The sequence below is a fragment of the Zooshikella ganghwensis genome (assembly GCF_018263875.1).
In the GTDB taxonomy this organism is placed as follows: Bacteria; Pseudomonadota; Gammaproteobacteria; order Pseudomonadales; family Zooshikellaceae; genus Zooshikella; species Zooshikella ganghwensis.
This window is the reverse complement of sequence record NZ_JAEVHG010000048.1, coordinates 1-4194: the sequence shown is the minus strand read 5'-3', so window position 1 is coordinate 4194 and position 4194 is coordinate 1. Positions and strand designations below refer to the sequence as shown.

At 40.4% G+C, this 4194-nt stretch carries 4 protein-coding genes; 2 read left to right on the top strand and 2 right to left on the bottom strand.

What is annotated here, in order from left to right; all coding sequences use genetic code 11:
- Window positions 1–104: 104 nt before the first annotated feature.
- Window positions 105–1211, top strand: coding sequence for a tyrosine-type recombinase/integrase (locus KHS79_RS25660; protein ID WP_212723006.1), 1107 nt, complete (start codon window positions 105–107; stop codon window positions 1209–1211).
- A 488-nt stretch (window positions 1212–1699) separates the two neighbouring features.
- Here the strand turns inward: KHS79_RS25660 and KHS79_RS26420 are convergent, their stop codons facing one another.
- Both KHS79_RS26420 and KHS79_RS25650 read right to left on the bottom strand, forming a co-directional pair.
- Window positions 1700–2017, bottom strand: a complete 318-nt coding sequence (locus KHS79_RS26420) for an HNH endonuclease (RefSeq protein WP_212723005.1) — start codon at window positions 2015–2017, stop codon at window positions 1700–1702.
- 102 nt (window positions 2018–2119) lie between these two features.
- Window positions 2120–2503, bottom strand: a complete 384-nt coding sequence (locus KHS79_RS25650) for a hypothetical protein (protein ID WP_212723004.1) — start codon at window positions 2501–2503, stop codon at window positions 2120–2122.
- Between the two features lie 590 nt (window positions 2504–3093).
- Between KHS79_RS25650 and KHS79_RS25645 the strand changes: the two genes are divergently transcribed.
- The coding region (locus KHS79_RS25645; protein WP_267910820.1) for a SpvB/TcaC N-terminal domain-containing protein at window positions 3094–4194 on the top strand (1101 nt) is incomplete at its 3' end.

Here is a 4194-nt window from a genome sequence, read left to right as displayed (position 1 = left end):
ACCCGGTGCAACCAAAGAGGGTGGACTGTGGTTTATCAATATTGATGTCCATGAAAAAGCCAGCAGTTCATTGGTCAGTAAAGTCTTAAGTGAGTCAAAATATTATGGCCGCCCGTCCTAGAAAAAAACGTGGGCTTTGCCCGAATTTATATGAATCCAATGGTTTGTTTCGTTACCGTCATCCCGTCAATAAAACCTGGCATGCCCTGGGCCGCGATAAGCAGGAAGCGGTCCGTGCGGCACGGGAATTAAACAATATTTTAATTCCCAGTACCCAGCAGTTAATTAATTCTATTTTAGCCGTCGGTGAAAAAACCATCGCCGATATTATTGACGCTTTTAAAGCGGATATTGTACCGAATAAAGAATTAATGCCGCGCTCGGCTCAAGAATTAGAGTACCGATTAAATCGGCTGGAGAGTGATTTAGGCGACATGAGTATTCGTTCATTATCCGTCGAGCAAGTAGCCAGTTATTTGGATTTAAGTTTTAAGGGCGATGCCTATAAACAACATCGGTCAGTGTTATCTCAGCTGTGTCAGTTTGCAATCGTTAAAGGCTGGTTAGTTGAAAACCCGGTAGCTCCCACATTATCAACACGACAGAGTCAGCGTATTCGAAAACAACGGCAGCGGATAACCTGGGAAGCTTACCAAGCGATTTACCAGCACGCGGAAGAATGGTTACAGATTGCCATGGACTTGGCCATCATCACCTTGCAACGTCGCTCTGACTTATTACGCCTGAAGTTCAGTGATATCAAAGATGGTCGCTTGTATCTGGTGCAAAGCAAGACCGAAAAACATGGTGACTGTGCACGACTGGCCATTGGCTTGGGCCCCTCCCTCAAGAAAGTGATTAAGCGGGCACGCTGTACTGGGATCAACTCTCCCCTATTGATTCATAAGCAACCTCAAAGAATCTTAACGGGCAATGGTCATTGGTCTGCGGTGAAACCTGATTACTTGAGCCGAAGCTTTTCCAAAGCACGTGATGAGTCGGGTATTTATGAAAATATTTCCAAAGATATATTACCAACATTCCATGAGTTACGATCATTGGGCGGGTTACTTTATGAACAACAAGGTTGGAGTAAAGCCCAGGTGCGTCAGTTGATGGGTCATACTTCTGACAAAATGACTGAACATTACTTAAAAGGACATGACACGAGATGGACACAAGTTGAAGCTGATTTAGACTTAGAAAATTAGACGACAAGTTTCGTCTAAGCAGCGTTCAATAAAGTTGAGTTTTGCAGGATATTGCAGAATTTTGCATGATGCAAATGATTCTCAAAAGCAAAAAGCCCGTAACTCATTGAATTACAGGCTTAAAAATGGTCGGAGTGAGAGGATTCGAACCTCCGACCCCCACAACCCCATTTTATGGGTATTCATACTTAACATATTGATTTAATTATATATTTATACTTTTTATACAGAATAATTACAAATATAAAACACATAAATATCAATAAGATAAAGTGTGGCTTTGCCAAAAAGTATACAACTAACATTGTATATAAAACTGACTGAGAGGCCTGTTTGTATAAGTTTAAGAGGTTTAACACGTCACATCACCAGCAGCAAAAAGTAGAGCGAGTATCGAGAGGCATTTTTTACTGTACGAGTGCACATGATTGCTATGTTTCATCTATGACCAGATCTCTATACTGCTCAATTCTTAACCAAGGGCGTGATCAATGAAACATTCTATGACAATTCGAACACACTAGCGCAATGTCTTCTATCCGTGTTTTCTGTCCAGGCTCTATATCGCTTACCGGGACAGTATGATGCGCTTCGATAAAGCCCCTTCCTCTATCTCCATATTTTTCTTCAAAACCAAATCCACATACTTCACAGTGCAGAGTTGCATTATTCTTTACGAACGCATCCTTGGTAGCAGAAATTAAGGCTTGATTTCTTTCTCTTGGTTTATGCTTCCATACGACAAGCCTGCCTTCCAGGAACCCATCATCAACACTAGTGTTATTTTTAAAATCGACGCTCTGCAAATCTCAACGCCAGTATTTCCTATTTTTGTTATTAGGCGTTATTCCCAATTTAGAGGCAAATGCTATATATATTGCGATTCAAGTTCGTCATTAGGTGACTGGTTAGGGTAGCTCATTGTAAATACAATAATTTGGTAATTCCATTTTCTGACTCATATCAATTTGTTCAAGTGAATAACTGTGCACATAGGATTGCGCACTTTCTGAAAATGAAACTGGTAATGTAACCATAGTTTTTAACAAAACACTAAGCCGGTGCCTACCGTTTATAAATTGAGTCCGACCATCAACAATAGTAATTGTCGGCAATATAAAATAGATCCTATCGCTATTCTCATAAAACCAACTTTCTAAATATCCATCAACTACATTTACCTGAGCTCTGTTCCCAATAAAATCCTCTTGATCAATGAAATTATTAAACATATCAGCTGATATCCAATATGCTATATCAGTATTTAAGTTTACGTAGGGATAAACCATCATCTACTTCACCTAACTAATTATGAACGTCAAGATAACGTAAAACATTACGTCACGTTTATACAGTTTCAGTAATACTAAATTTGAATCAAAAAATAACTGACTTAAATCCTCCCAAAATATTATTTGCCTTATAACATATAATAAACCAATCACACGCAAGTGAATTTAACTGAATAACGCTTGATATAATTTCATTATGTGAAATCAACTATCCCCCCCTATCCACCTTAACTCACAAGGCACTGCATCCATTAATTACCCAAAATAATTTTTCGCAAATTTTTTATGACACAAAACCCGTAGGGGGCGAGGACGAGTGCGTTTTTCCGCTCACGCAATGATCCAGGTAAGTTAAGTGCACCAATCCACCCTGATCAAAAATCAGTCACCTTCTCATCACGGAACAGATTCAGTATTGTCATCATCTGAAAGCTAATGACGTTTTGGGGTTAAAACACCTATTGTCTTATGCCCATACCTAACAGCGATTCAGTCTTTGCTGATATAACTCACTTGCATACTATCAAGTTCACAGTATAATGCGGCGGTTTTTTATACAAATACTGAGACTGTCGTCATAAGAAGTAAGAATGAAACGCATATACATCACGCTAGGTTATTGTTATCTCTTTTTTTCCTCGTTATTTTTTCCTCAATCATTATTCGCTGAAAACACGGATATTGTCGGTACACTCCCTGGTTCATTTTCTGTGGGGGGCGATGGTACGGCCAATTACCGTGTCCCGCTCGAATTACCGCCAGGGATTAATGGCTTAACCCCTTCATTAGCGTTGGAATACGGCAGCCGTAAAGGTAATGGTTTGGTCGGCATGGGCTGGCGTTTAACCGGTTTTCCGGCCATTAATCGATGCGCGACGACCTTAGCTCAGGATGGTTTTATTGATGGCGTTGATTTTGATGATAATGATAAATTTTGTTTTAAAGGCCAACGTTTAGTCGCGATTAATGGTAATTATGGTGCTAATGGTACCGAATACCGCACTGAACAAGAAAATGATTTAAAAATTATTTCTTATGGCACCGCTGGCAATGGGCCCGCGTATTTTAAAATCTGGTATAAAAACGGCATGATCGAAACCTTTGGTGAGACGGATGATGCTCGTTTTGAAGCGCAGGGTACGTCGGAGGTTATCGGTTGGTCAATTAATAAAACGGAAGATCGTTTAGGTAATTTAATTCATTATTTTTATACGGAAAATCATGACGACGGTGAGCATTTTCCACAAAAAATAACCTATGCCAATACCACCCTGAATTTTAATTATGACGATAATGGGTATAGCGTTACCAGTTATTTAAATGGCAGTCGTATTATTCGACGTCGACATTTAACAAAGATTGCGATACAAGCAGGTTCGACCACCCAATTTTATCAATTACGTTATGATCACAGTGTCAATGACCGCCAACATTGGTTAAAGGGCCTCACCCGTTGTACGGCAGAAGAGGTCTGTTTACCCGAAACCCAGTTTAACTGGGAACATGCTGAAGCCAAAGTCACTCCATACCGTAATATTTCGTTAGCCACCCCTGGCTTGGAGCATGATCAGTCTCAATACCGTTGGTTAACGGGGGATGTCAATGGTGATGGGGCTACGGATTTAATTGCGGCCCGCTTAACCAAAACCGGGAATGTCGCCACCGTGCGTTTAGGGGTGCCAGGTGATCCC

What these genes read in the sequence shown, in the direction of transcription:
- KHS79_RS25660 (WP_212723006.1), top strand. Translation starts at nt 105, where the DNA reads ATGGCCGCCCGTCCTAGAAAAAAACGTGGGCTTTGCCCGAATTTATAT.
- KHS79_RS25650 (WP_212723004.1), bottom strand. Translation starts at nt 2,503, where the DNA reads ATGATGGTTTATCCCTACGTAAACTTAAATACTGATATAGCATATTGG.